This window comes from Burkholderia sp. 22088 (assembly GCF_052045915.1).
Classification (GTDB): Bacteria; Pseudomonadota; Gammaproteobacteria; order Burkholderiales; family Burkholderiaceae; genus Burkholderia; species Burkholderia cepacia.
This window is the reverse complement of sequence record NZ_JBQEPY010000008.1, coordinates 107,910-132,620: the sequence shown is the minus strand read 5'-3', so window position 1 is coordinate 132,620 and position 24,711 is coordinate 107,910. Positions and strand designations below refer to the sequence as shown.

Genomic DNA, 24,711 nt, shown 5'->3' with positions numbered 1-24,711 from the left:
TACCCGGCCGGTGCGTGCCGACGTCCTGGCCCGCGCATCGCGAGCGCGCGTCGCGCAGGATCGCGGCAACGGCCCAGGCATCCGCGCGGCACCACGGATCGCGCGCGATGCGCGCACTTCCGCCACGCGCGGCCGCCGCACTCGACCGCCCATGCCGCGCGCATCGCCCCGGCGGGCGACGCACGGGCACCGCCGGACGAAGTCACGAACGCTCCCATCATCACAGGACCCGAACGCCATGACGTCACGCCGCAGATTCCTCCAGCAGACCGCCACTTCCGGCCTCGCCGCCGCACTCGCCGCGTTTCCGCCGAGCATCCGCCGCGCGCTCGCGATTCCCGCGTTTCACGAAACGGGGACCATCCAGGACGTCAAGCACGTCGTGCTGCTGATGATGGAGAACCGCGCATTCGACAGCTACTTCGGCACGTTCAAGGGCGTGCGCGGCTACGGCGACCGCTTTGCGGTGCCGTCGCCGAACGGCCGCAACGTGTTCTACCAGACGTACACGAAGCCGACGCCCGCCGCCACCGTCACGCCGTATCACCTCGACGCGAGCCAGGGCAACGCACAGCGCGCGGGCGGCACGCCGCACACGTGGGCCGATGCGCAGGCCGCCTGGGACCATGGCCGGATGAACCGCTGGCCCGACGCGAAGACGCCGCTGTCGATGGGCTACTACGACGCGGCGGAAGTCCCGTTCCAGCGCGCGCTCGCCGATGCGTTCACGCTGTGCGACCACTATCACTGCGGGATGCACACGGGCACGATCGCGAACCGCCTGTTCTACTGGAGCGGCACCAACGGCCCGAACGGCATCAGCCCGGCCGACGGCAGCCGCGTGAAGATCGCCGCGCTGAACAACCAGTTCAACGGCGGCAACGACATCGGCCCGTCGAGCCAGGGCTGGACCTGGACCACCTACGCCGACCGGCTGCAGCAGGCCGGCGTGAACTGGAAGGTCTACCAGAGCCTGATCGACAACTTCGGCTGCAACGAGATGATGAGCTTCCGCCACTGGCGCGCGGCGATCGAGCAGATGCCGCCCGCGCGCCGGCCCGCCTACGTCGCGTCGACGGACATCACGCAGCCCGTGACGGCGGCCGGCGCGTTCTACGATCCGGCGATCGACGATCCGCTGAGCCCGCTCGCGAAGGGATTCGGCAACACGATGCCGTACGGCTTCCTCGAATCGTTCCGCGACGACATCCGCAACGGCAAGCTGCCCGAGGTGTCGTGGATCATCCCGCCGTCCGTGTACAGCGAACACCCGGGGCCGTCGAGCCCCGCGCAGGGCGGCTGGTACGTGCAGGCGGTGCTCGATGCGCTGACGGCGAACCCGGAGGTGTGGAGCAAGACGGTGCTGCTGGTCAACTACGACGAGAACGACGGCTTCTTCGACCACATGCCGTCGCCGGCCGTGCCGTCGCGCAACGCCGACGGCACGCTCGCGGGCGGCCATACGCTGCGGGACGCCGACGTCGCCGTCGAGTACCACGACTTCACGCCGGCCACGTCGAGCCAGCCGGCGATCGACGGCCGCCCGTACGGCCCCGGCCCGCGCGTGCCGATGTGGGTCGTGTCGCCGTGGAGCCGCGGCGGCTGGGTCAACTCGCAGGTGTTCGACCATACGTCGACGTTGCTCTTCCTCGAAAAGCGCTTCGGCGTCGCCGAGCCGCAGGTCAGCGCGTACCGCCGCGCGGTGTGCGGCGACCTGACGAGCGCGTTCAACTTCCGCTCGCCGAACAACGAACCGCTGCCGACGCTCGCGGGCCGTACGACGAAAAGCCAGGTCGACGCGCTGAGCGCCGCGCAGCAGGCCGCACCGAAGATCGTGCCGCCGGCCGCGCCGTCGCTGCCGGCGCAGGCCACCGGCGTGCGCCCGTCGCGCGCGCTGCCTTACGAGCTGCACGCGAGCGCGCGTGCCGATGCCGGCAACGGCACGCTCACGCTGAAGTTCGCGAATACAGGCCGCGCCGCCGCCGTGTTCCACGTCTATGACAAGCTGCACCTCGACCGCCTGCCGCGGCGCTACGTCGTCGAACCGGGCAAGACGCTGCACGGCGACTGGGCGGCGCGCGCCGACGACGGCGGTAAATACGACCTGTGGGTGCTGGGCCCGAACGGCTATCACCGCCGCTTCACCGGCGACCTGAGCCGCCTGGCCGGTGCGCGCGCGCCTCATCCGGAAGTTCGCGTCGGCTATGCGGGCGCGAGCGGCAACCTCCACCTGCGGCTGCGCAACCACGGCGGCGGCACGGTGCGCTTCACCGTGAAGTCGAACCAGGTCTACGGGCCGCTCCCGGGCCGCGGCGCACACGACGGTCGCGGTCACGGCCATGACCATGGCATCGAGGACGGCAACGGCCAGGGTCGCGGTACCGGTACCACGTGGACGGTCACTGTGCGCGCCGGCGACCAGGCCGAACTGGACTGGAAGCTCGACTCGACCGGCCACTGGTACGACTTCATCGTCACCGCGGACAGCGACCCGGGTTTCTCGCGCCGGGTCGCCGGCCGCGTGGAAACCGGCCGCCACTCGGTCAGCGACCCGGCGATGGGGCTCGCCGACCGCTTCTGATGCCGCCGCGGCGACACGCGTTGCGCCACGTTGTACGCGTGTCGCCGCCCGCGCCGGCCCGGCCGGGAACGACGCTCGGGCGCCGGCCGCGGCCGGCCCCGATCCGGCGCAAACGCCCGCCCCGCGCGGCTCAAACATCAGAAGGATCGATGGTTCAGCCCTCATTTCAGCTTGCGAAAATGCTCCGACTTGCGGCCCGTTCGCGTTAAACTGCGTCGAGCTGTATTCAACAAAGACATCTTCGCCACTACGGCATCCACGATACGAGGATAGGTTCGATGCGCACTACCGGCTCATCCGGGGCAATGACCCTGCTCACCGAACACGACCCGGCCGACGGCCGCGAACTGCGCTCGCTCCGGCTCGAGGCAACCGGCGACGGCAAAAGCGTGCTGCTGATCGAGATCGACGAACGCAAGCCCGGCATCCATCGCGAAGTCCGCTACGAGATCACGCCGGCCGAACTGATCGCGGCGATCCGCTCGCACGGCGCCGAGCTGCCCGGCGAAAACCACGGCGCCGCGTCGCTCGCCCGCACCTCCTCCTGATTTCGAACGGTGAGCCGCTCGCAGCGCGCCGGCTCACCGCGCCCCTGCCGCCGTCAGGCGCTTTCCGTCATTCCCGCCGTTGTCTTGAAAAAGGCCGATAATCGGCCCATCTGCGTTTCCTGCCCACGCATGTCCTTTTCGGCCAGCCGTCATGCTCCGTGACCTCGTCGCCCAATACGGGCCGCTTCTCGTCTTCGCCAACGTGCTCGCGGCGGCCATCGGCCTGCCGGTGCCCGCGATGCCGACGCTCGTGCTGTTCGGCGCGATGTCCGCGATGCATCCCGAGATGATCGGCTCGCAACTGGTGACGGTGGTGGCGCTGTCGGTGCTCGGCGCATTGATCGGCGACACCGTGTGGTACGTCGCCGGGCGCCGTTACGGCGGCACGACGCTGAAGACGATCTGCCGGCTGTCGCTGTCGCGCGATACCTGCGTGAGGAAGACCGAACGCTTCTTCGGCCGCTACGGCGTGCGCGTGCTCGCGGTCGCGCGCTTCATTCCCGGGTTGTCGCTGGTATCGGTGCCGATGGCCGGTGCGCTCGGCACGCGCTACCGCACGTTCGCCGGCTACGATGCCCTCGGCGCCGCACTGTGGACGATCGTCGGCCTGGTGGCCGGGCTGGTGTTCTACCGGCAGATCGACTGGCTGTTCGCCGGCGCGAGCCGCCTCGGCCGCGCGGTGCTGCTGGTGATCGTCGCGCTGCTCGCCGTGTATGCGGCCATCCGCTGGATGCGCCGCCGTGCGCTGATCCGCCAGCTGGCCAATGCGCGGATCAGCGTCGACGAACTCGACCAGCTGCTGCGCGACACCACCGCGCCCGTCGTGCTCGACGTGCGCTCGCCCGAGCACCGCAAGCTCGACCCGTTCACGATTCCCGGCGCGCAATTCGCCGACGATCGCCAGATCGGCGACATCGTCGCGCGCTATCCGCTCTCGCAGAAGTTCGTCGTGTACTGCTCGTGCCCGAACGAAGTGACGGCGGCCCTGATGGCGAAGCGCCTGCTCGACGCAGGCTTCACCGATGCGCTCGCGCTGCGCGGCGGCCTCGACGCCTGGCGCGATACGGGCCGCCAGCTCACGTCGCTCGTGGAAGACATGCCGGCCGCGAACGATCCGGTCGCGGGGCTGCACAAGCCGGCCTGATCGTTTCGATCGAAAGCCGGCCGTGCGAAGCGGGGGCGCATGCCCCCTTCGATCAGAACGCGTGCAGCGGCAGGTTCACGACCAGGCGGTACTCGGTGTTCGTCGCGTCCGAGTAGTGCGCCGAACCGGCGTGCCACATCGCGATGAACGTGACCTTCGTGTCCTTCAGCTTGCCGCTCTGGAACGTGTACGACGGGATGAAGCCGAACTCGTGGTGACGGCCCTGCACCGGCGCGCCGTTGCTCCAGTAGATGCTCGACTTGCTCGGGTCGAGCGCCGCGCTCGCGCTGCCGTCCGCACCCCAGCCCGTCACGCCCCAGACCATCGCCTTGAAGCCCGGCAGGCCCGCTTCCTTGCCGTAGAACGTGTAACGCAGCTGCAGCGACTTTTCGTGCGGCGCGTTGTAGTCGACGTCCATCGAGTTGGTCAGGAAGATGCCGTTCGTTTCGTTCAGGTAGTCGAAGAACTGGTCGCCGAGCACCTGCTGGAAGCCGAGCAGCAGCTCGTGCGGGCCGTGCTGCGCGGCCAGCGACAGGCTGTACGCGTTGTTGTTGATCTTGCCTTGCAGCGCATCGCCCGTGTCGTGCGTCGAGTAGACGTTGCCGAAGCCCGTCCACTTGATCGTCTGCGGGCTGCCGATGCTGTGCTTCACCGACGCGTAGTACTGGTGCCACACGTCGTCGGCCTGGTTCGCGTACAGCGCGATTTCGCCGTTCGGCGAGTAATCCCACGTGCCGCCGACGTACGACAGGCGATTGATGCGCGTGCCGCCGTATTGCGTCGTCAGGTTGGTGAGCGTCGTGTGACCGCGCGCGTCGGTCTTCGTGAAGCTGCCGGCCTCGAGCATCACGTTCTTGAATTCATTGCTGACGAGTGTCGCGCCGAGGAACGTCGGCGGCAGCGCACGGTTGTCGTGCTGCTCCATGAACGGGTTGTCGACGGCCTGCAGACCGTACTTGACCACCGTGTTCGAGATGCGCGCCTTCACGTCGTAGATGCCGGGATAAGCCCATGCGAGCTGGTTGCCACCACCGCCGCCCTTCGCGATGTGCACCATGCTGCCGGCGCCCTGGCCGCCGTCGAGCTTCAGCGCCGCATACAGCGACGCATCGAAGCCGATACCGATCAGGCCCGTCGTATAGCCCGACTCGAAGTTCGCCATCGCGCCCTGGACCCACGCGTGGCGATGCGGCCCGCCCTTGGCGTCGAGCACGTCCGCATAGTTGCGGAACAGGAAGTTGAGGTGGCTGTCGGCAATGAAACCCTTCGACTGCGACTGGGCCGACGGCTCGTCGGGCGGCGTGACGGCCTGGGTCGCTTCGGCGTTGATAACGGCGTTCGGGGTCGTTGCCTGCGCAACGGTCGCGCCCGGTGCGGCCTGGGCGACCGTCAGCGGTGCGGGGGCCGCGTCGTCGGCGTGCGCGACGCCCGTCAGCGAGACACCGGCGAGTGCCGGCAGCCCCCATGCGAGCAGCATTTTCGATGCCGTCCCGATCGTCTTCTGTTTCTTCATCGTAATTCTCGTCTTGTGTTGATATCGTCCACGCCGGCTGCGATCCGCTCCCGGCCCCCCGGCGCGCCCGGTTAAGGACGCGCCTGTACCCGCGGCGCGAAGATCGTTCGCGCCGCACCTACCCCTGTTGACCTGCCTTGGTTATGTTTGCTGCGTCACTTCAGCTCACGCCACACCCGCGCGGATGCACGCGACACGCGCTGCCGACCCCTGCCGAACTTCCGGCAGCGGCACGTCCTGCGCGCACGCATCGATCGCGACCGGGCAGCGCGTGCGGAACGCGCAGCCGGACGGCGGGTTGAGCGGCGAGGGCATCTCGCCCGCCAGCAGCATCGGGCGGCGAGCACGCTCGCGCGCCGGCTCCGGCGTCGGCGCCGCATCGAGCAGCGCCTTCGTGTACGGGTGTTGAGGGACGCCGTACACGTCATGCCGCGTGCCGAACTCCATCACGCGGCCGAGATACATCACGAGCACACGCTGGCTGATCGCCTTCACCACGGCGAGATCGTGTGCAACGAACAGATAGGACAACGACAGTTCGCGTTGAAGATCGCGCAGCAGGTTCACGATCTGCGCCTGGATCGACACGTCGAGCGCCGATACGGGTTCGTCGCAGATCACGAGCTTCGGCTCGCTGATCAGCGCGCGCGCGATGCCGACGCGCTGGCACTGCCCGCCGGAAAATTCATGCGGATAACGCAGCAGGTGATGCGCGTTCAGGCCGACGCGTTCGAGCATCGTGACCACGCGGCGGCGCACCTCGGTGCGGCCGAGGCCGGCCTGATGCGTGACGAGCGGCTCCGCGACGACCTGTTCGATCGTCATGCGCGGATCGAGCGACGCGAGCGGATCCTGGAAGATCATCTGCACTTCGCGCCGCATCGCGGTGCCGCGCAGGTGATCGGGCGCGACGGCTTCGCCGCGCCATTTCACGGCGCCGGCCGTCATCGGCACGAGCCCGATCAGCGCACGCGCGAGCGTCGACTTCCCGCAGCCCGATTCGCCGACGAGCCCGACGGTCTCGCCGCGCTTCACGTCGAACGACACGCCGTCGACGGCGCGCAGCGTGCCCTTCGGTGACCACGGATAGCCGCCGAGCGGCACGCGGAAATGCACTTTCAGCCCATCGACGGACAGCAGCGTGTCGTCCGTCGCGCCGGTATTGCGGCGTTCATCGACGCTCATCGCAGACCTCCCGTCATATCGGCCACGGGCCGGTGGCACGCGCGCACCGCGCCCACGGCGCCATAGGTTTCGAGCGCGGGGCGCGCCGCGCCGCAACGTTCTTCCGCGTACGTGCAGCGCTTCGCGAACGCGCAGCCGGCCGGCGCCGTGCCGGGCATCGGCGGATTGCCGGGAATCGCGACGAGCGGCGCATCGTCCGCGTCGGTCAGGCGCGGCAGCGCGTTGAGCAGGCCGATCGTGTACGGATGCGACGGCGCCGCGAAAATCGATTCGGCCGGCGCGTATTCGACGGTGCGGCCCGCATACATGACCATCACGTCGTCCGCGAGGCCCGCGACCACGCCCATGTCGTGCGTGATCAGCACGATCGCCGTGCCGCGCTCGCGGTTCAGCTCGCGCAGCAGGTCGATGATCTGCGCCTGCACGGTCACGTCGAGCGCGGTGGTCGGCTCGTCGGCGATCAGGATCTCCGGCTCGGACAGCAGCGCCATCGCGATCATCACGCGCTGGCGCATCCCGCCCGAGAACTCGTGCGGATACATGCGGATGCGGCGCGCCGCGTCCGGGATACGCACCGATTCGAGCGCCTCGATCGCGCGCTTCGTGGCTTCCCTGCGCGACAGCTTGCGATGCAGCTGCAGCGTCTCGGTCATCTGCCGCTCGATCGTCAGGAACGGATTGAGCGACGTCATCGGGTCCTGGAAAATCATCGCGATCCGGTCGCCGCGCACCTTGTTCAGCGCGCGCGCATCCATCTCGAGCAGGTTGTCGCCGCGATAGCGCGCGGCGCCGGTCGTCGTGCCGTTGCCGGCCAGCAGGCCGAGCAGCGCCATCACGGTCTGGCTCTTGCCCGAGCCCGATTCGCCGACGATGCCGAGCGTCTTGCCGGCTTCGAGCGAGAACGACACGCCGCTCACGGCGTCGACCGGCGGCGCGTCCTTGCGCGTGAAGCGCACGCCGAGGTTGTCTACTTCCAGCAGTGCACCCATTTCAGCGATCCTTCGGGTCGAGCGCGTCACGCAGGCCATCGCCGACGAAGTTCACGCAGTAGAGCGTCACGCACAGCATGACGGCCGGGGCCAGCAGCAGCCACGGCATCGATTCCAGTTTCTGCGCGCCGTCCTGGATCAGCACGCCCCAGCTCGTCATCGGTTCCTGCACGCCGAGGCCGAGGAACGACAGCACCGATTCGGTCAGCACGATGCCCGGCACCGAGACCGTCGCGTACACGACGACCACGCCGAGCAGGTTCGGCACCACGTGGCGCCGCACGATCGTGGCCGGCGACACGCCGATCGCGCGCGCCGCATCGACGAACTCGCGGCTGCGCAGCGACAGCGTCTGGCCGCGCACGACACGCGCCATGTCGATCCACGAGAACGCGCTGATGGTCAGCACGACCAGCATGAACGAGCGGCCGAACAGGGTCATCATCAGGATCGCGATCAGCAGGTACGGGATCGCGTACATCATGTCGACGACGCGCATCATCACGGCATCGGTGCGGCCGCCCGCGAAGCCCGCGGTCGCGCCCCACGCGACGCCGAACAGGCCCGACACGAGCGTGCCGAGCAAGCCGACCTCGATCGACACGCGTCCGCCGATCAGCGTGCGCACGAGCAGGTCGCGGCCGAGCTCGTCAGTACCGAACCAGTGCTGGTTGGCCCAGGTCGGCGGCAGGCTGATCGCGCCCCAGTCGCTCGCGGCCGGGTCGGCGGTCAGCAGCCACGGGCCGACGAAACACGCGATCGTGATCAGCGCGAGCAGCACGAGGCTGAACACGGCCGCACGGTTGTGAAGGAAGCGCGCCATGGCAAGCGCGAGCGGCGAGCGCGAACGCGGCGGCGTGTCGGTCTGCACGGGCAGGCCGACGACGGGAGTAGTCGGAGTCATCGCGGTGCCTCGCTCAATAACGGATGCGCGGATCGAGCCACGCGTACGCGAGGTCGACCAGCAGGTTGAACAGCACGGCGCAGACGGTGGTCAGCACGACGAGGCCGAGCACGAGCGTGTAGTCGCGGTTGATCGCACCGTTCACGACGAGCTGGCCGAGGCCCGGCAGCGCGAACACCGATTCGGTGACGACGGCCGCGGTGATCGACGAGATGCAGACCGTGCCGACCAGCGACACGACCGGCATCAGCGCGGGCTTCAGCGCGTGGCGCAGCACGATCGTCGAGCCCGGCAGGCCCTTCGCGCGCGCGGTGCGGATGTAGTTGCTCGACAGCGTCTCGATCATCGAGCCGCGCATCACGCGCGCGAGCAGCGACATGTTGATGAAGGTCAGCAGCACGATCGGCAGCAGCCGGTACTGCCAGCCGCCGTCGCCCCAGCCGCCCGCCGGCAGCCAGCCGTTACCGGCCGACGTCTTCAGCAGGATCGCGAAGATCCACACGAGCACGGGGCCGAGCACGAACGGCGGCACGACGTTGCCGACGTTGCCGATCAGCATCACGATGCGGTCGATGAAGCTGTCGCGGCGCACGGCCGCGACGGTGCCGAGCAGCACGCCGAGCCCGATCGAGATCGGGATCGACAGGCCGCCCACGCCGAGGCTCACCGGCAGCGCCTTGCGCACCAGGTCGTTCACGGACCAGTCGACGTAACGGAACGACGGACCGAGATCGCCGTGCAGCAGCGCGTTCAGGTACATCAGGTACTGCTTCCACAGCGGCTGGTCGAGGTGATACTTCGCGTTCAGGTTCGCGAGCGTCGCCGCGGACAGCTGCTTTTCCGTATCGAACGGGCCACCGGGCGTCAGGTGCAGCAGCAGGTAGCAGACGGTGACGACCGCGAGGATCGTCGGCACCGCCCACAACGTACGCCTCAATGCGTAGGCCAGCATGATCGCTCCGCTCAGTGCTTGATCACGTACATGTCCTGCGACGCACGCATGTCGATCACGTTCTTCAGCGAGTAGCCACCGACGTACGGCTTCACGAGACGGTCGGCCGAATACTGGAACAGCGGCACCATCGGCGTGTCGTTCAGCGCGAGATCGTGTGCCTGCGTGAGCAGCGTGGCACGCGCCTTGTCGTCGAGCTTCTGGTTGCCTTCGTCGACGAGTGCGTCTACCTGCTTGTTGCAATAGCCGACGGTGTTCTGCGCGCTGCCGCAACGCAGCAGGTCGAAGAACGTCATCGCATCGTTGTAGTCGGCGAACCAGCCGTCGCGCGCGATCTGCACCTTGCCGTCATGGCGCTGCTTCATCAGCACCTTGAACTCGACGTTCTCGAGCTTCGTGTTGATGCCGAGCTTGGTACGCCATTCGGACGCCGCGAACAGCGCGACCTTCTTGTGCAGGTCGTTGGTGTTGTAGGTCAGCGTGAACGACAGCGGCTTCGCGTCCGAATAGCCGGCCTGCTTCAGCAGGTCCTTCGCGGTCGAGACACGCTTCGCCATCGGCCACGATGCCCAGTCCGGCGTGAACGGCTGCACGCCCTTCGTGCCGTTCGGCATCAGGCCGTACATCGGCTTCTCGCCGGCCTGCGTGAGCTTCTGGGTCAGCACGTCGCGATCGAGCACCATCGATAGCGCCTGGCGCACGCGCTTGTCCTTCAGTGCCGGATCGCTGTTGTTCAGGTAGTAGTAGTACGTCGCGAGCTGCAGGCCCTGGCGCAGTTCGCCGCCGAACTGCTTGCTGACCTGCTGGAAGATCCCCGACGGGATCGAATAGCTGTAGTCGATCTGGCCGGCCTGGTACATGCGCATCGCCGTCTCGTCGCTCTCGATCGGCAGGTACGTGACCTTGTTGATCACGACCTTCGGCGCATTCCAGTATTTCGCATCCTTCGAGATCACGATGCGGTTGTTCGGCTGCCAGTCGACGAGCTGGTAGGCGCCGTTGCTGACGATGTTGCCCGGGCGCGTCCATGCGTCGCCGAGCTTCGTCACCGTGTCCTTGTTCACCGGTGCGAGCGGCACCATCGCGGTGAGCTCGGGGAAGAACGCGACCGGCACGTCGGTCGTCACTTCCAGCGTGTACGGGTCGACGGCGCGCACGCCGAGCGTCGACGGCGCGGCCTTGCCCGCGATGATGTCCTTCGAGTTCTTCACGAACTCGACGAGGATCGTGTACTTCGAGCCCGTCTTCGGATCGACGAGGCGCTGCCATGCATAGACGAAATCGGCGGCCGTCACCGGCTGGCCGTTGCTCCACTTCGCGTCGCGGCGAAGCTTGAAGATCCACGTCGTCGGCGTCTTGCGTTCCCACGACAGCGCGACACCCGGCACGACCTGGCCGGCTGCGTCGATGCGCGCCAGCCCTTCGAACAGGTCGAGGCCGATCGTGTTGCCGGTCCACGATTCGATGTGCGCCGGGTCGAGCGACTCGACTTCGGCGGGCACCTGGCGCGTCAGGTCCTGTTGAGGAGCGAGCGCGACGTTCGACGGAACGGAAACGGCGTGGGCGACAGGCGTCAGGGCGAGCGCGGCCAGCACGGCCGACATGGCATGCAAGGATTTCATCGTGGCAGTCTTGAGAAGGGTTGTTCGGTGAGCGTCGCGCGGCGGATGCCGCGGCTTACGCGTGAGACGCTGACGGGCGCAGCGATTGAGGAGGCCCGTGATTCTCGTATTGCATTTTAGTATTCCTTACGTTTCTTTCGACAGGTATTCCGTCTTCGAAACGAAGGAATACCTGTGCGTTAGAACAGCCTCGGCGTACCGACCCAGACCACCACCGACTCGATCTTCGCGGTGTTGACCCAGCTGTGCGGGACCGTCGACTGATAGTGCGAACTGTCACCGGCCTGCAGGACGAACGTCTTGCCTTCCAGCGTCAGCGACACTTCCCCTTCAATCACATACAGGAACTCCTCTCCTGCATGTGTCGTCACCTCAGACCGCTTCTGCCCCGGCGGCATCCTCACGAGGATCGCCTCCAGCTGGCGCCCTTCGGACACGTTCGTCAGCCTCGCGAACAGGTTCGCCGAATCGGCAAACCCGAAGAAGCGCAGCTGCTCGCCTCGGCAGACCGAGCGTTCCTCGCTCGGCGTATCCACGAAGTACTGCACCGTCACACCGAGCGCGTGCGCGATACCGGCCAACGATGTCAGCGACGGCGACGCGAGCCCGCGTTCGACTTGAGACAGAAACGGCTTCGAAATCCCCGCGGCGGTAGCGGTGTCGTCGAGCGTGCGCTTGAGTCGTTGGCGCAACGCGCGAATCTTGCTGCCCAGAGCGGCGGCAGCATCTGCGGACCGCGAGTTTTCAGTGGGGGGAACCATAGCAGGCCGAAAAGTGATCGTCAAAAAATGTTTGATGGAAAATAACTAAGTTAGAACGATATAGCTTAGTCTTCGGGTTCGCACCCGTCTTCGGTGTTGAGCCCGGTGCACTAAACGGGACACGAAGCGAGCGAAACGACGCGCTATCTTGCCAGACTCGCCGGCTTCACAGGCAAGCTGCAAGCGGCTCTCCGGGAATATTCGGAGAGCCGGCATGAAAGCTTACAAGTAAATGATGAGACGAATGTTCCTGAAAGCTACTGCCACATTAGGAGTTTCCCTAAGTGGCGGATACCAGACGCACCGGACCGGCTGCCGTTACCATGCGCGCGCCGGTCGGGGCCCCTCCCCGCCACACCAGGCGGAGTCAGGCCCCGGCCCGGGCTAACCGCCCGACTGTTCCATCGCCAGCGCAAAGCTTACCCGGCCCATTGTGCATCGGCGCCAGTTCGACCCCAAGACGACGCGCGATCCGTGCCGTCCGTTTCAAACGAGATTGATGATGCAACCACCTGTTTCACAAACCCGATCGTTCACGACGGTCTTCCTCATCGAAATGTGGGAGCGTTTCGGCTACTACGGCATGGCCGCGCTCCTGGTCCTCTTCATGGTCGACCGGCTCGGTTTCACCGACAGCCATGCGAACCTGACCTGGGGTGCGTTTACCGCACTCGTCTATGCCGCGCCGTCGATCGGCGGCTGGATCGGCGACAAGGTGCTCGGCGCCCGCCGCACGATGATCATCGGCGCGTCCGTGCTCTGCGCCGGCTACCTGATGCTGTCGGTACCGAACGACCAGCTGACGTACATGTACGCGTCGCTCGGCGTGATCGTCGTCGGCAACGGCCTGTTCAAGGCCAACGCGGCGAACCTCGTGCGCCGCATCTATGAAGGCGACGACGCGCGCATCGACAGCGCGTTCACGATCTACTACATGGCGGTCAACATCGGCTCGACGGTGTCGATGCTCGCGACGCCGTGGATCAAGGATCACTGGGGCTGGCACACCGCGTTCGCGGTCTGCTGCGGCGGCATGCTGCTCGCGATCCTCAACTTCATGCTGATGCATCGCACGCTCGCACACGTCGGCTCGCTGCCCGACGACCAGCCGATCCGCTGGAAGCGCCTCGGCGCGGTCGCCCTGGGCGGTGTCGGGCTCGCGCTGGTCACGCTGTACGTGCTGCAGCACAAGCAGCTCGCCGTCGCCAGCGTGTGGACGGCCGCGTTCGCGATCCTCGCGATCTTCGCGTACATGATCGCGAAATCGGAGCGCTCGGAGCGCGCCGGCCTGATCGCGGCGCTCGTGCTGATCGGCCAGGTGATCCTGTTCTTCATCTTCTACGTGCAGATGTCGACGTCGCTGACGCTGTTCGCGCTGCGCAACGTCGATCCGCGCTTCATGCTGTTCGGCACGACGCTGTTCACGTGGAGCGCCGCGCAGTTCCAGGCGCTGAACCCGATCTGGATCATGCTGCTCAGCCCGGTGCTCGTGTGGGTCTACAACGCCGTCGCGAAGGGCGGCCGTGACCTGCCGGTCGCCGCGAAGTACGCGCTCGGCTTCGGCGCAGTGGCCGCGGGCTACCTGGTGTTCACGATCAGCGGCCGCTTTGCGGTGGACGGCCGCGTGTCGTCGTGGTTCATGGTGTGGGGCTACGGCCTCTACTCGCTCGGCGAACTGCTGGTGAGCGGCCTCGGCCTCGCGATGATCGCCCGCTACGTGCCGGCGCGCATGAGCGGCTTCATGATGGGTGCGTACTTCGTCGCGACGGGCGTGTCGCAGTATCTGGGCAGCGTCGTCGCGAACTTCGCGCAGATGCCGTCGCACGAACTGCCGGCCACCGAATCGCTGCCGCTCTACCTGTCGCTGTTCGAGAAGCTCGGCTGGCTCGCCGCGATCGGCATGCTGCTCGCGCTGCTGCTGCTGCCGCTGATGAACCGCCTGTCGCGCCAGCACCAACGTTGTGCGGAAGAGCGCCGCGAGGAATCGCTGCAGGCGCAGGGTGCCGCCACGGCCCAGTAAGGGCTATCCCTCGGCGTGCGGCCTGCACGCCACATTCTCCCGCCGGTTGCGCGATTGCGTCCTACACTGGTTGCAAAGCAGTGCATCCGCCGCGATGCGCGCTGGCGGGAGAAGACCATGAAAAGCAAGACCACGAGGCTCCTCCGGATCCTCTCGGACATCCGGTACGCGCAGCGATGCACTGCACTGCGCGCCGCCCGGGCAGCAGCCGAAGCCGACGCGGTACTCGCGGAACGCGACGATCCGGCGCCCGACGAGCGCGACGACGCCGAATCCGACGACCCCACCGCCGTTCCCCGCTCCCGTATCGGCTCACCTCACTGACGCCGCGCCGCACGTTCCGTGCCGCCCGCGCCGCTCACGCGGCCGCACCGCGCCACCGCGCGATCCACGTTCCCGAACCGGCCACGGCCATCATCAGCCCGAGCGCGCACGCGTCGGCCACGAGGCCCACGCCGACGTGCCGCAGGTCGGCACTGCCCACGACCGGATGCAGGAGCGAATCGATGACGAGCGAGATCGCCGCGCCCGCGACGAAGCAGATCAGCCCGCGCTGGCCCACCGCCACGACCGGCCGCACGCCCTGCGCGATCCGCGCGATCCAGCCGAAGCGCACGCAATCGGCCATCAGCCACGCGATGGCCGCGAAGCTCACGACGCGCGGCAGCGCGAGATCGCGCTTGAACACGCCTTCCGGCAGCGGCAGCCCCGAAAACAGCTTGTAGCTCGCGCAGCCGAGCACGACCGCGCAGGCCAGCCCGGTCGCCGCGGCACTCCAGCGGCCGAGCGCGATGCGCCGGTAGAACGGCTGGCAGCGCGCGAGCACGCCGGCGACGAACATCAGTTGCCACGCGAACGGATTGAAACTCCAGCGGAATCCGTCGGTATCCAGCAGCTCGGGGCCGAGCCAGCCCGCCGCGATCCACGACGCAATGCCGAGCGCGACGAGCAGCCATGGATGCCGGCGCGCGAACGGCACGAGCACCGGCGACGCGAGCGCGAACAGCACGTACATCGGCAGCACCGACGCGAGATAAGGCTGGCGCTGGAACGTCAGCAGTTCGGCCAGGCCCGTGAGCGGCGAGGCGAGCATCACGCTGACGTCGTCGAGCGCGAGGTTCGGCGCATCGATCCCGTAATGGTCGAGCACGGCCGACACGACGAGCATCAGCGTCGAGGTCGCGAGAAACGCGCGGTAGATCTGCATCGCACGGCGCACGAACCGCCGTTGCGCGGCGCGCGCGCCGTGCCGTTCGGCGATCGCGCCATAGGCGCTCGCGGTCGCGAAACCGCCGAGAAAGACGAAGACCTCGGCCGCGTCGCACAGCGCGAACGCGTGCAGCGTGACGCGCGACAGCACGCTCGCGCCGATGTGATCGACGACGATCATCAACAGCACGATGCCGCGGAAGAAATCGACTTCGATCAGGCGGCCGCCGCGCGGCGGCCGAGCGGTGGCGGGCGACACGCTCAACGACATGAGCGCACCCGCACGACGGCGGTGCGGCACGCACCGGGGAATGGATCGGGAAGAAGAAGGCGCGCGGGATCAGCCGCGATACGCGTATGCCCGCATCGCGCCAACCCGGCCGGCCAGGCACGGAGAGGACCGTTCATTAAAAGGCTGCATACGAAGGGAAGTCGGTGAGGCCAGTCTAGTAGCCGAGCAGGAGAGACCCTAAGTAACAAAGTGCAACCGAATCTTCTGTTCGATTACACGCGCGAGCCTTGTGACGCGAAGCAGGCAGCGTCGCCAGATTCACGCCAGCGCGACGCCAGTTTGCGGTCAGCATCGACGGGTTCGACCGCCGGGCGATGACGATGCCGATGCGATATGCGCCACGTTCCACGCCGCCGCCGCGTCGCGATCGACGCCTATCCGCGTGCCTATCCGCGCGCGGGCAGGCGCCGCATCAGCATGGCGCTGTGCCACGCGGTCAGCGCAACGGCGACCCAGATCGGCCCGTACGTCGCGAGCTTCGCGACGCTCAGCGTTTCGCCGAGCAGCAACAGCGACACCGCGACGAGCAGCACGGGCTCGACGTAGCCGAGAATCCCGAACAGGGCCATCGGCAGCATCCGGCTGGCCTTCAGGTAACTCGCGAGCGCGAGCGTGCTCAGCACGCCGAGCCCCGGCAGCAGCGCGGCCCACAGCACGGGATGGCCGGCCACGCGCGTCGCGCTCGTCGCGACCATCGCGAACGCGACCGGGCACAGCAGCGCGATCTCGACCGCGAACGCGGCGAGCGAATCGGCGTTGATCCGCCGGCGCAGCACGAAATACGGCGGATAACCGAGCGCGACGACGAGCGTCGGCCACGCGAACGCGCGCGTTGCCCACACTTCGTGCGCGACGCCGAGCGCGGCGCACGCGACCGCCGTCCATTGCAGCGGATCGAGCCGTTCGTGATAGTAGAAGCGGCCGACGAGCACCATCGTCAGCGGCAACAGGAAATAACCGAGCGACACTTCGAGCATGCGCCCGTGCAGCGGCGCCCACAGGAACAGCCACAACTGCAATCCGAGCAGCGCGGCGCTCACGGGCACCGCGATCAGCAGGCGCCAGTCGCGCACGCTGCGCCGAAGGAGGTCGACGAGCGCCGGCCAGCGGCCGCGCAGCGCGATCAGCGCGAGCGCGCCCGGTGCGGTCCACAACACGCGCCACGCGAAGATGTCGAGCCCCGTGAGCGGCGCGAGCAGTTTCGCGTAGGCGGACATCAGCGCGAACAGCGTCGATGCCGTCACCGACAGCATGAGGCCGCGCCCGGCCTCCGGATACCCCGTCATGATCGTTCCGTGCCGCTTACTGCTGCTGGAAGCGCTCGAAGCGCTTCTCGGTCCGGCGTTCCTCGAACGTCACCTCGGTCACGCGCGCGGCCGGCGGCCCGTGACGCAGCCACGCGAGCATCCGGTCGATCTGCGCGCCGGGGCCCTGGATCATCGCTTCGACGGTGCCGTCCTCGAGATTCGCGACCCAGCCGCGCAGCTTCAACGCATGCGCCTCGCGCACCGTCGCATGCCGGAAGCCGACGCCCTGCACGACGCCGCGCACCCGTACGTAGTAGGTCTCGATCCGTTCGTCCAGTTCATTGCGGCTCATCGCGTCGTCCTCCCGTTGCATTCAAGCCCGGCATTGTAGTCGCGTCGGCCGCTTCGTACATGCCCGCACCCGACGCGGCCTTGCGTCGCCGCGCGCGCCGACCACGTACAATCTCGCCGACGCTCAACCGCCGCGCCGCCCGCGCGCGGCCCTGAAGGAAACGCATGACTGATACCTCCCGCGATCTCGTTCTCGTCACCGGCGCGTCCGGTTTCGTCGGCTCGGCCGTCGCGCGCATCGCGCAGCAGAAAGGCTATGCGGTGCGCGTGCTCGTGCGCCCGACCAGCCCGCGCACGAACGTGGCGGATCTCGACGCCGAGATCGTCACCGGCGACATGCGCGACGAGGCGTCGATGCGCGCCGCGCTGCGCGGCGTGCGCTACCTGCTGCATGTCGCGGCCGACTACCGGCTGTGGGCGCCCGATCCCGACGAGATCGAGCGCGCGAACCTCGAGGGGGCGGTCGCGACGATGCGCGCGGCACGCGCGGAAGGCGTCGAGCGGATCGTCTACACGAGCAGCGTCGCGACGCTGAAGGTGACGAGTGCCGGCGATCCGTCCGACGAAAACCGGCCGCTCACGGCGGAACAGGCGATCGGCGTCTACAAGCGCAGCAAGGTGCTCGCGGAACGCGCGGTCGAACGGATGATCGCCGACGAAGGGCTGCCGGCCGTGATCGTCAATCCGTCGACGCCGATCGGCCCGCGCGACGTGAAGCCGACGCCGACCGGCCGCATCATCGTCGAGGCCGCGCTCGGCAAGATTCCCGCGTTCGTCGACACGGGGCTGAACCTCGTGCACGTCGACGACGTCGCGCACGGCCACTTCCTCGCGCTCGAGCGCGGCCGGATCGGCGAGCGCTACATCCTCGGCGGCGAGAACCTGCCGCTGCAGCAGATGCTCGCCGACATCGCGCAGATGACGGGCCGCAAGGCGCCGACGATCGCGCTGCCGCGCTGGCCGCTCTATCCGCTCGCAGTCGGCGCGGAAGCGGTCGCGAAGTTCACGAAGAAGGAGCCGTTCGTCACCGTGGACGGGCTGCGGATGTCGAAGAACAAGATGTATTTCACGTCGGCGAAGGCCGAGCGCGAGCTCGGCTACCGTGCGCGCCCGTACCGCGAAGGGCTGCGCGATGCGCTCGACTGGTTCGGCTCCGCGGGCTACCTGAAGTAGCACAAAGCGGCGTACTTCACGCCGCTTTGCGCACTTTGTTACACGTCGCGCACGGCCCGGCACCGGCGCAGCGGTTAAAATCGCGGGTCTTACGCAGAGAAGACACGCATGAACCTGAACGATCAGATCGCTTCGCTCACCGTGGGCGTCGATCAGCTCCTCCACGATCACCACGCCGCGCAGCAGGCGGCCCGCAGCGCGGAAGCCTTCGCGCGCGCCGCAGCAGCGGAAGCCCGGGCCGCGGCAGAGCGTCACGCCGCCGCGGAAACCGAAGCGCAGGCCGCCGCGCAACGCCACACGGCCGCCGCCGCCGAAGCCGAGGCCGCGCAGCAGCGCCACGCCAGCGCGACCGCCGCCGCCGAAGCCGCCGCCCAGCGTCATACCGATGCCACCGCGCAAGCCGAAGCCGCCGTGCAACGCCATGCGGAAGCCACCGCGCTGACCGAAGCACTCGCGCAGCGTCACGCGGATGCCGAAGCGGCGTCGCAGCGCCACGCGGCCGCGATCGCCGAAGCCGAGGCCGCCGCGCAGCGTCATCACGCCGCAGCCACCGAAGCCGAAGCGGCCGCCCAGCGCCATGCGGCCGCGACCGTCGAAGCCGAGGCCGCCGCGAAGCGTCACGCGGAAGCGACCGCCGAAGCCGAAGCGGCCACGCAGCGCCACGCGGCCGCCATAGCGGAAGCCGAAGCCGCCGCCCAGCGCCACACGGCCGCGATCGCCGAAGCCGAAGCGCTCGCGCAGCAGCACGCGCAGGCGATCGCGGAAGCGCAGGCCGCCGCGCAGCGTCACGCCGACGCCACCGCCGAGGCCGAAGCCGTCACGCAACGCCATACCGAAGCGATCGCGCAGGCCGAGGCGGCCGCGCAACGCCATGCCGATGCCGCCGCGCAGGCCGAGGCCGTCACGCAACGCCATACCGAAGCGATCGCACAAGCCGAAGCGGCTGCGCAGCACCACGCGAAGGCCATCGCCGACGCAGAGGCGCTGGTCGAGGCCGTCGTCAAGGAAGCCGCGACGAGCGCGGTGGCCGCCACGGCCGTTGCGGCGGAAGTCGTCGAACCCGCGCCGGCCGACACGCCGGCGGCGGAACCGGCCGTGAACGCGCCCGCGCCGGCCGTGGCCGAAGCGGTGGAGGCAACGGCCGACACCGGGACGGCCATCGTCGCGACGGCGCAAGCCGACACGCCGGTTGAAGGTGAAGTCGAAGTCGAAGCCGCCACCACGCCGGCGCCGTCCGACAAATCGACGCTGCACGTGTCGCGTCCGACGCAGAACGAACTCACGCTGACCATCAACGGCGAATCGATCACGCTGCATCCGGAGCAACTGGGCCAGTTGATCGAGGAACTCGCGCATGCGCGCGCGTCGATGCAGCCGGAGCCGCCGCCCGGCATCCCGGCCGGCTGGCGCTTCGTGACGACGAAGAACCCGATGATGGCCGTGCAGAAGCAGTCGAACGGCGACCGCCTGCTGGTCGCCCGTCACACGGGCTACGGCTGGGTGCCGTTCACGTTCTCGCCGGACGTCGTGATCCAGATGTACATGATGCTGACCCAGCGCTAGGCACCGGCAGGCAGCCCCCGCCGAAAACGAAACAGCCCGACCGTTTCCACGATCGGGCTGTTTGCTTTCCGGCTGCCGGGAGGCACGCCTCCCGGGATCCGCTCAGCGCTCCACCGGCGCCTGCACGCGCGCCTTCCACTGGCCGCCCTTGCCGCGCCAGTAGCGCCACGCGGACGCGAACGTCGCGCCGACGTAGAACAGCGCGACGAGCGGCAGCGCGGGCGCCCACAGCGGCGAGCGCCGGTAGTAGCGCAGCATCGGCGCATACGCGGCGCACATCGACGCCCACGCGAGCCACGCCGGCCACGCGCGCGCGCCGTACGCGAGCGCCGCGGCGGGCGGCACGAGATAGATGATCGTCATCCCGAGCAGCGTGCCGGCCAGCAGCAGCGGCGAATAGTGCAGCTGCGTGAACGCCGTGCGCGCGATCATGTTCCAGATGTCGCGCCAGCTGTCGTACGGACGCAGCGACACGCTGCGGTCGGCCAGGTCGAGCCGGATCGGGTGGCGGCCGCTGCCGCGGTGCTTGATCTGCGCGGCCAGGCTGCAGTCGTCGATCAGCGCGCCGCGGATCGACTCGATGCCGCCCGCTTCCTCGAGCGCCGTGCGCTTCACCAGCATGCAGCCGCCCGCGGCACCGGCCGTCCGGTTGCGCGGGTTGTTGATCCACGAGAACGGGTAGAGCTTCGCGAAGAAGAACACGAACGCCGGGATCAGCGCCTTTTCCCAGAACGAATCGCAGCGCAGCCGCACCATCAGCGACACGAGATCGCGGTTCTCGGCCTGCGCGCGCGTGACGAGCTGTGCGACGGCGTCCGGCGGATGGCCGATGTCGGCGTCCGTCAGCAGCAGGTAGTCGGCCGGCAGGCCGAGCGCCTGCACCGCGGCGATCCCCTGCGACTGCGCCCACACCTTGCCCGACCAGCCGGCCGGCAGCGGCTTCGCGGCCAGCACCGTCAGCCGGTCGGCGCGGTTGATCGCGAGCGCGGCCGCGCGGGCCGCGTCGGCGGTGCCGTCGTCGCTGTGGTCGTCGACAATGATCAGATGAAATTCGCCCGGATAATCCTGCTCGAGCAGCGAAGTCGCCGCCCGGGCGATCACGTCGGCCTCGTTGCGCGCCGGCACGACCGCGACGACGGCCGGCCAGCCGGCCTCGGCCGCGGCGCCGCGCGCCTCGGGCGGCAGCGGCCGCGCGGGCACCGCGCGCCAGAAACCGCCACGCGCGACGAGCAGCACGATCCAGATGATCAGCGACAGCCCGGACACCAGAAAAGCGAGAACCAGCATCATCGGCGCGCCTCCTGCCGGGCGCCGGGTTCGGCAAAATCAATGGGGGTCAGGAACAAAGCGCCCGAAACGGCACGGGCGGCCGGGTAATACGCGTAAGAATCGACGGTCATCGAATGGCCTTGGAATGAGCGCGGCGCCGGGCAGCCGGAGCGGCTGCCCGCGAAACCGCATAGTTTACTGGGTTCCGCACGCGCCAGCGCCGACGCGGCTCTCCCGCAAATGCAACACGGCAGACACAGCACCAAAGCAAGGACGGCCCGATAGAGTTAAAATGCGCGATTAATTCGGGGTTCCGGGGCCTGGCCGGCCGGTTCGTTCCTGCCTTCATAACATCAAGCCGGGGCGAGCGAGCGAGTGCCAGCTCCTCGAACCCCGGCGTCTGTCGTCGGAGTTCGCTCACTTATGCGAGTCATCCTTGCCCAGCCCCGCGGCTTTTGTGCGGGAGTTGTCCGTGCGATCGAGATCGTCGACCGCGCGCTGCAACAGCACGGTGCGCCGGTCTATGTGCGTCATGAGATCGTGCATAACCGGCATGTCGTCGAAAACCTGCGTAATAAAGGGGCGCGATTCGTTGAGGAGCTCGACGAGGTGCCCCACGGCGCTGTCGCGATCTTCAGCGCGCACGGTGTCGCCCAGACGGTCGAGCGCGATGCGGAAACGCGCGGGCTCGACGTGCTCGACGCCACCTGCCCGCTCGTCACGAAAGTGCACGTGCAAGGCCGCCAGTACGTCGCGGCGGGCCGCCGGCTGATCCTGATCGGCCATGCGGGCCACCCGGAAGTCGAGGGTACGATCGGCCAGATTCCGGCCGAGGTGATCCTCGTGCAAAGCGAAGCGGAAGTCGATACGCTGACGCTGCCCGTCGACACGCCGGTCGCGTACATCACGCAGACCACGCTGTCGGTCGACGATACGCGCGGCATCATCGAAGCGCTGCAGCGCCGGTTCACCGACATCGTCGGCCCGGACACGCGCGACATCTGCTACGCCACGCAGAATCGCCAGGCTGCCGTGCGCGAACTGAGCGAACAGGTCGACGTACTGCTCGTGGTCGGTGCGACGAACAGCTCGAACTCGAACCGCCTGCGCGAGATCGGCACCGAAAGCGGTGTGCCGAGCTACCTCGTCGCCGACGGTTCGGAAGTCAAGGCCGAATGGTTCGCGAATGCGACGACCGTCGGCCTGACCGCCGGGGCGTCCGCGCCCGAGGAAATGGTCGAAGATGTAATCGGCGCGTTGCGCGCGCTGGGCCCCGTTGACGTCACGACGATGGCGGGCCGTGAAGAAAAAGTCGAATTCAAGTTGCCGGCGAAGCTCACGCAAGCTGTCGCCCGCGAAGTTTAAGGAGGACATCTCTTGTCTATTCCGCTGCTCCAGCAAGTCCGCGTCGGCGCGTACATCACGCGCCAACACCTGTCCGGCAACAAACGCTATCCGCTCGCGCTGATGCTCGAGCCGCTGTTCCGCTGCAACCTCGCTTGCAACGGCTGCGGCAAGATCGATTACCCGGATCCCATCCTGAACCAGCGCCTGTCCGTCCAGGAATGCCTGGAAGCGGTCGACGAGTGCGGCGCACCCATCGTGTCGATCGCCGGCGGCGAGCCGCTGCTGCACAAGGAAATGCCGGAAATCGTCCGCGGCATCATGAAGCGCAAGAAGTTCGTCTACCTCTGCACGAACGCGCTGCTGATGGAAAAGAAGATGGACGACTACCAGCCGAGCCCGTACTTCGTCTGGTCGGTCCACCTCGACGGCGACGCGCAGATGCACGACCACTCGGTGTCGCAGGAAGGCGTGTACGACAAGGCGGTCGCGGCGATCAAGGAAGCGAAGCGCCGCGGCTTCCGCGTGAACATCAACTGCACGCTGTTCAACGATGCGATCCCCGAGCGCGTCGCGAAGTTCTTCGATACGCTCAAGCCGATCGGCGTCGACGGCATCACCGTGTCGCCGGGCTACGCGTATGAGCGCGCACCGGATCAGCAGCACTTCCTGAACCGCGACAAGACGAAGAACCTGTTCCGCGAGATCCTGAAGCGCGGCGAAGGCGGCAAACGCTGGTCGTTCAGCCAGTCGTCGCTGTTCCTCGACTTCCTGGCCGGCAACCAGACGTACAAGTGCACGCCGTGGGGCAACCCGGCGCGTACGGTGTTCGGCTGGCAGAAGCCGTGCTACCTGGTCGGCGAAGGTTACGTGAAGACCTTCAAGGAACTGATGGAAGACACGAACTGGGACAACTACGGCGTCGGCAACTACGAGAAGTGCGCGGACTGCATGGTCCACTGCGGCTTCGAGGCGACCGCCGTGATGGACACGATGGCGCATCCGCTGAAGGCGTTTGCCGTGAGCCGCAAGGGCATCAAGACCGACGGCCCGTTCGCACCGGACATTCCGATCGACAAGCAGCGTCCGGCCGAGTACGTGTTCTCGCGCCACGTCGAGATCAAGCTCGAGGAAATCCAGCGCGCCGGCAAGGGCAAGCTGCAGAAGCCGGCGAAGCCGGCAGCCGCCGCTTAAGCGCGTTTCGCCACGCGGGGGGCTTGCCCTCCGCGCCGGCGGGAAAAAAGAAGCGCCACGGAGCCTGCTCCGTGGCGCTTTTGTTTTGGGCCGATGTGTCGAGTCGCGTTCCGCCGTCACCGTATGGCCACGACAGGCCGCGACAGGCTGCGACAGCCGTGCAATCGCTGCTTCGGCGATTGACGGCGGCCGCGCCGGTGCGGCCGGCCCTGTCTCCTCCAGACTCCCGGCGAAACCGGTGCGACGCTACGCGGCCAGCGATTCGGCCGCGTGCATGCGCATCTTCTCCGCCGCGCCCGCGACGAGCGCCGGCTGGCCGCTCGACGCGAACGCGCAGACGTGCTCCCACAGCTCGGCCAGCCGACGCCGCGTGAGCGTCGTGACGCACGTGTCGTTCGCCGCGAGCACATGCTCGAGCACCGCGCATTCGTCGTCGTGCAGCGTCCATGCGCCGCCTTGCGCCGCGCGTGCCACGCCCGCGTCGAGCGCACGCTCCGCGTCGACGCACAGGTCGATGTCGGCATCCGCGCACACCGCATCGTCGAGCGCCAGGAACACCAGGTAGACGCTCGTGCGCAACCGCATCAGCAGCGCCTCGTTGCCATGCCCGCCGCGCAGCGCGACGAGCGCCATGTGGCATTTCAGCGAGATGTCGCGTGCATGCACCGGCGGCAGCGGCAACAACCACTCGCGGGTCAGCGGCACGTGGCGGCGATGCTTCCGGGAGCCCTTCATGACGGGCTCCCGCTTGCGGGCACATCGCTCGCCGCGACGGCCGGCCATGCGGTACGGCACGCAACGGCATCACGGTGCGCAAGGCGGCGGTGTTTCGCACGACGTCGCGCGCCGC

21 protein-coding genes are annotated in these 24,711 nt (G+C 68.0%); 9 read left to right on the top strand and 12 right to left on the bottom strand.

Translation table 11 applies throughout. The features are described 5' to 3' along the window. Positions 1-238 precede the first annotated feature (238 nt). The 3 genes from ACTJLD_RS17030 to ACTJLD_RS17020 all read left to right on the top strand — a co-directional run bounded on the left by ACTJLD_RS17030 (position 239) and on the right by ACTJLD_RS17020 (position 4,273). The gene (locus ACTJLD_RS17030; RefSeq protein WP_440659341.1) at positions 239-2,581 is read left to right on the top strand and encodes a phosphocholine-specific phospholipase C; all 2,343 of its coding nucleotides are present in this window, start codon (positions 239-241) and stop codon (positions 2,579-2,581) included. Between the two features lie 278 nt (positions 2,582-2,859). Then, the gene (locus ACTJLD_RS17025; protein ID WP_011353737.1) at positions 2,860-3,129 is read left to right on the top strand and encodes a hypothetical protein; all 270 of its coding nucleotides are present in this window, start codon (positions 2,860-2,862) and stop codon (positions 3,127-3,129) included. A gap of 151 nt (positions 3,130-3,280) precedes the next feature. Continuing rightward, on the top strand, positions 3,281-4,273 hold the full coding sequence (locus tag ACTJLD_RS17020; RefSeq protein ID WP_027790320.1) for a DedA family protein/thiosulfate sulfurtransferase GlpE: 993 nt from the start codon (positions 3,281-3,283) through the stop codon (positions 4,271-4,273). Between the two features lie 52 nt (positions 4,274-4,325). On the opposite strand, the gene ACTJLD_RS17015 is transcribed toward ACTJLD_RS17020, so the two are convergent. The 7 genes from ACTJLD_RS17015 to ACTJLD_RS16985 form a co-directional block, all read right to left on the bottom strand. Further along, positions 4,326-5,786, bottom strand: coding sequence for an OprD family porin (locus tag ACTJLD_RS17015; protein WP_059688057.1), 1,461 nt, complete (start codon positions 5,784-5,786; stop codon positions 4,326-4,328). Positions 5,787-5,951: 165 nt separating this feature from the next. After that, entirely contained in the window at positions 5,952-6,971 is a 1,020-nt protein-coding gene (locus ACTJLD_RS17010; protein WP_021162449.1) for an ABC transporter ATP-binding protein, read from the bottom strand. Next, the gene (locus tag ACTJLD_RS17005; protein ID WP_021162450.1) at positions 6,968-7,960 is read right to left on the bottom strand and encodes an ABC transporter ATP-binding protein; all 993 of its coding nucleotides are present in this window, start codon (positions 7,958-7,960) and stop codon (positions 6,968-6,970) included. The genes ACTJLD_RS17010 and ACTJLD_RS17005 overlap by 4 nt, the downstream gene beginning before the upstream one ends. Before the next feature lies 1 nt (position 7,961). After that, positions 7,962-8,864 (bottom strand): ABC transporter permease, encoded by a 903-nt coding sequence (locus ACTJLD_RS17000; protein WP_027790318.1) that lies wholly within the window; start codon positions 8,862-8,864, stop codon positions 7,962-7,964. A gap of 13 nt (positions 8,865-8,877) precedes the next feature. Next, positions 8,878-9,816 (bottom strand): ABC transporter permease subunit, encoded by a 939-nt coding sequence (locus ACTJLD_RS16995; protein ID WP_021162452.1) that lies wholly within the window; start codon positions 9,814-9,816, stop codon positions 8,878-8,880. Between the two features lie 11 nt (positions 9,817-9,827). Next, a complete protein-coding gene (locus tag ACTJLD_RS16990) occupies positions 9,828-11,438 on the bottom strand; it encodes a peptide ABC transporter substrate-binding protein (protein WP_027790316.1) in 1,611 nt (536 codons plus the stop codon). Positions 11,439-11,617: 179 nt separating this feature from the next. After that, complete coding sequence (locus ACTJLD_RS16985) at positions 11,618-12,199, bottom strand: cupin domain-containing protein (RefSeq protein ID WP_021162455.1); 582 nt, start codon at positions 12,197-12,199, stop codon at positions 11,618-11,620. 499 nt (positions 12,200-12,698) lie between these two features. On the opposite strand from ACTJLD_RS16985, the gene ACTJLD_RS16980 reads away from it, so the two are divergent. Together ACTJLD_RS16980 and ACTJLD_RS16975 are read left to right on the top strand one after the other, a co-directional pair. Beyond that, a complete protein-coding gene (locus ACTJLD_RS16980; RefSeq protein ID WP_027790315.1) occupies positions 12,699-14,219 on the top strand; it encodes a peptide MFS transporter in 1,521 nt (506 codons plus the stop codon). Between the two features lie 117 nt (positions 14,220-14,336). After that, positions 14,337-14,543, top strand: a complete 207-nt coding sequence (locus ACTJLD_RS16975) for a hypothetical protein (protein WP_027790314.1) — start codon at positions 14,337-14,339, stop codon at positions 14,541-14,543. 34 nt (positions 14,544-14,577) lie between these two features. Here ACTJLD_RS16975 and ACTJLD_RS16970 read toward each other — a convergent pair whose 3' ends face one another. The 3 genes from ACTJLD_RS16970 to ACTJLD_RS16960 all read right to left on the bottom strand — a co-directional run bounded on the left by ACTJLD_RS16970 (position 14,578) and on the right by ACTJLD_RS16960 (position 17,319). Next, a complete protein-coding gene (locus ACTJLD_RS16970) occupies positions 14,578-15,699 on the bottom strand; it encodes an OpgC domain-containing protein (RefSeq protein WP_440659340.1) in 1,122 nt (373 codons plus the stop codon). 407 nt (positions 15,700-16,106) lie between these two features. Then, on the bottom strand, positions 16,107-17,006 hold the full coding sequence (rarD, locus tag ACTJLD_RS16965; protein WP_060315769.1) for an EamA family transporter RarD: 900 nt from the start codon (positions 17,004-17,006) through the stop codon (positions 16,107-16,109). A gap of 16 nt (positions 17,007-17,022) precedes the next feature. After that, on the bottom strand, positions 17,023-17,319 hold the full coding sequence (locus ACTJLD_RS16960; RefSeq protein WP_006480292.1) for an acylphosphatase: 297 nt from the start codon (positions 17,317-17,319) through the stop codon (positions 17,023-17,025). A 164-nt stretch (positions 17,320-17,483) separates the two neighbouring features. Between ACTJLD_RS16960 and hpnA the strand changes: the two genes are divergently transcribed. Both hpnA and ACTJLD_RS16950 read left to right on the top strand, forming a co-directional pair. Further along, entirely contained in the window at positions 17,484-18,491 is a 1,008-nt protein-coding gene (gene hpnA / locus ACTJLD_RS16955) for a hopanoid-associated sugar epimerase (protein ID WP_011353724.1), read from the top strand. A gap of 108 nt (positions 18,492-18,599) precedes the next feature. Next, a complete protein-coding gene (locus ACTJLD_RS16950) occupies positions 18,600-20,054 on the top strand; it encodes a phage tail protein (RefSeq protein ID WP_440659339.1) in 1,455 nt (484 codons plus the stop codon). A gap of 102 nt (positions 20,055-20,156) precedes the next feature. On the opposite strand, the gene ACTJLD_RS16945 is transcribed toward ACTJLD_RS16950, so the two are convergent. Then, positions 20,157-21,344, bottom strand: coding sequence for a glycosyltransferase (locus ACTJLD_RS16945; protein WP_059693094.1), 1,188 nt, complete (start codon positions 21,342-21,344; stop codon positions 20,157-20,159). A 402-nt stretch (positions 21,345-21,746) separates the two neighbouring features. Here ACTJLD_RS16945 and ispH point away from each other — a divergent pair, with 402 nt between their 5' ends. Both ispH and hpnH read left to right on the top strand, forming a co-directional pair. After that, on the top strand, positions 21,747-22,688 hold the full coding sequence (gene ispH, locus ACTJLD_RS16940) for a 4-hydroxy-3-methylbut-2-enyl diphosphate reductase (protein ID WP_027790309.1): 942 nt from the start codon (positions 21,747-21,749) through the stop codon (positions 22,686-22,688). 12 nt (positions 22,689-22,700) lie between these two features. Next, positions 22,701-23,861: an adenosyl-hopene transferase HpnH gene (gene hpnH / locus ACTJLD_RS16935; protein ID WP_021158681.1), complete on the top strand. Its 1,161-nt coding sequence runs from the start codon at positions 22,701-22,703 to the stop codon at positions 23,859-23,861. A gap of 246 nt (positions 23,862-24,107) precedes the next feature. On the opposite strand, the gene ACTJLD_RS16930 is transcribed toward hpnH, so the two are convergent. Next, positions 24,108-24,596 carry a hypothetical protein gene (locus tag ACTJLD_RS16930; RefSeq protein WP_060083843.1) on the bottom strand — a complete coding sequence of 163 codons (489 nt, stop codon included), beginning with the start codon at positions 24,594-24,596 and terminating at the stop codon, positions 24,108-24,110. Positions 24,597-24,711 lie beyond the last annotated feature (115 nt).

Excerpts from the sequence above, each read along its gene's own strand:
- ACTJLD_RS17030 (WP_440659341.1), top strand. The coding sequence starts at position 239 with ATGACGTCACGCCGCAGATTCCTCCAGCAGACCGCCACTTCCGGCCTC.
- ACTJLD_RS17025 (WP_011353737.1), top strand. The coding sequence starts at position 2,860 with ATGCGCACTACCGGCTCATCCGGGGCAATGACCCTGCTCACCGAACAC.
- ACTJLD_RS17020 (WP_027790320.1), top strand. The coding sequence starts at position 3,281 with ATGCTCCGTGACCTCGTCGCCCAATACGGGCCGCTTCTCGTCTTCGCC.
- ACTJLD_RS17015 (WP_059688057.1), bottom strand. The coding sequence starts at position 5,786 with ATGAAGAAACAGAAGACGATCGGGACGGCATCGAAAATGCTGCTCGCA.
- ACTJLD_RS17010 (WP_021162449.1), bottom strand. The coding sequence starts at position 6,971 with ATGAGCGTCGATGAACGCCGCAATACCGGCGCGACGGACGACACGCTG.
- ACTJLD_RS17005 (WP_021162450.1), bottom strand. The coding sequence starts at position 7,960 with ATGGGTGCACTGCTGGAAGTAGACAACCTCGGCGTGCGCTTCACGCGC.
- ACTJLD_RS17000 (WP_027790318.1), bottom strand. The coding sequence starts at position 8,864 with ATGACTCCGACTACTCCCGTCGTCGGCCTGCCCGTGCAGACCGACACG.
- ACTJLD_RS16995 (WP_021162452.1), bottom strand. The coding sequence starts at position 9,816 with ATGCTGGCCTACGCATTGAGGCGTACGTTGTGGGCGGTGCCGACGATC.
- ACTJLD_RS16990 (WP_027790316.1), bottom strand. The coding sequence starts at position 11,438 with ATGAAATCCTTGCATGCCATGTCGGCCGTGCTGGCCGCGCTCGCCCTG.
- ACTJLD_RS16985 (WP_021162455.1), bottom strand. The coding sequence starts at position 12,199 with ATGGTTCCCCCCACTGAAAACTCGCGGTCCGCAGATGCTGCCGCCGCT.
- ACTJLD_RS16980 (WP_027790315.1), top strand. The coding sequence starts at position 12,699 with ATGATGCAACCACCTGTTTCACAAACCCGATCGTTCACGACGGTCTTC.
- ACTJLD_RS16975 (WP_027790314.1), top strand. The coding sequence starts at position 14,337 with ATGAAAAGCAAGACCACGAGGCTCCTCCGGATCCTCTCGGACATCCGG.
- ACTJLD_RS16970 (WP_440659340.1), bottom strand. The coding sequence starts at position 15,699 with ATGTCGTTGAGCGTGTCGCCCGCCACCGCTCGGCCGCCGCGCGGCGGC.
- rarD (WP_060315769.1), bottom strand. The coding sequence starts at position 17,006 with ATGACGGGGTATCCGGAGGCCGGGCGCGGCCTCATGCTGTCGGTGACG.
- ACTJLD_RS16960 (WP_006480292.1), bottom strand. The coding sequence starts at position 17,319 with ATGAGCCGCAATGAACTGGACGAACGGATCGAGACCTACTACGTACGG.
- hpnA (WP_011353724.1), top strand. The coding sequence starts at position 17,484 with ATGACTGATACCTCCCGCGATCTCGTTCTCGTCACCGGCGCGTCCGGT.
- ACTJLD_RS16950 (WP_440659339.1), top strand. The coding sequence starts at position 18,600 with ATGAACCTGAACGATCAGATCGCTTCGCTCACCGTGGGCGTCGATCAG.
- ACTJLD_RS16945 (WP_059693094.1), bottom strand. The coding sequence starts at position 21,344 with ATGATGCTGGTTCTCGCTTTTCTGGTGTCCGGGCTGTCGCTGATCATC.
- ispH (WP_027790309.1), top strand. The coding sequence starts at position 21,747 with ATGCGAGTCATCCTTGCCCAGCCCCGCGGCTTTTGTGCGGGAGTTGTC.
- ACTJLD_RS16930 (WP_060083843.1), bottom strand. The coding sequence starts at position 24,596 with ATGAAGGGCTCCCGGAAGCATCGCCGCCACGTGCCGCTGACCCGCGAG.